The sequence below is a fragment of the Enterocloster aldenensis genome, from assembly GCF_003434055.1.
GTDB classification, from domain to species: domain Bacteria; phylum Bacillota; class Clostridia; order Lachnospirales; family Lachnospiraceae; genus Enterocloster; species Enterocloster aldenensis.
In genome coordinates this window covers 347-1,015 of sequence record NZ_QVEX01000052.1, presented here as the reverse complement: position 1 = coordinate 1,015, position 669 = coordinate 347, and the positions used below count along the sequence as shown (strand labels likewise).

The following is a 669-nucleotide window of genomic DNA, read 5'->3' as shown; positions in this document are numbered from 1 at the left end:
ATAAATAACAAAAAACAGCCCCAAAGGACTGTTTTTAAGGTATATTAAATTATCCGGTGCTTAGAGGTTCGCTCTAAATTATTAGGCGGAGTACCCTCTAAATTATCGTGGGGATGTGAATCATCCCCTTTTTTGATACAATTTTACTGTCTGGTCCTGATTAAATTATTATTATGAACAACGAGTTATTAAAACTATTTGATATCAAGGATGATGTTGTTAAAACATTTACTGTAGATCATAAAGAATCTAATTATGAAATCGATATTAGATTCAAGCCATCTAGATTTTCATGTCCTACATGTGGCAGCACTCATTTCATTAGTAAAGGCAATAAGAAAAGATCTATTGTATCTGTACCTGTTAATGACAAACCTGTAAAGATGATTACTTATGTTAAAAGATATAAATGCATTGACTGTAATGCTTCTTTTTCTGATGTAAATCCTATTGCTTATGGTGATTGGTCTTTTACTAGAACAGCTATCATTTCTATTCTAAACAGGTTAAAACCTTATAATGCTACTTATGCTTCCATTGCTAGAATGTTTGGTGTTTCTTCTACCAGAATCATGGAAATATTTGATACTTTTGTCAGAATTAAAAGACATAGCCTTCCTAGAGTTCTATTGATTGATGAATTTCATTTCTCTAGAAATTCCAAATATA

At 30.8% G+C, this 669-nt stretch carries 1 protein-coding gene; it reads left to right on the top strand.

The window, feature by feature from the left end:
• Positions 1 to 173 precede the first annotated feature (173 nt).
• Positions 174 to 669, top strand: a 496-nt coding sequence (locus DWX59_RS28450; RefSeq protein WP_147325892.1) for a transposase family protein, incomplete at its 3' end; no start/stop codon positions are given.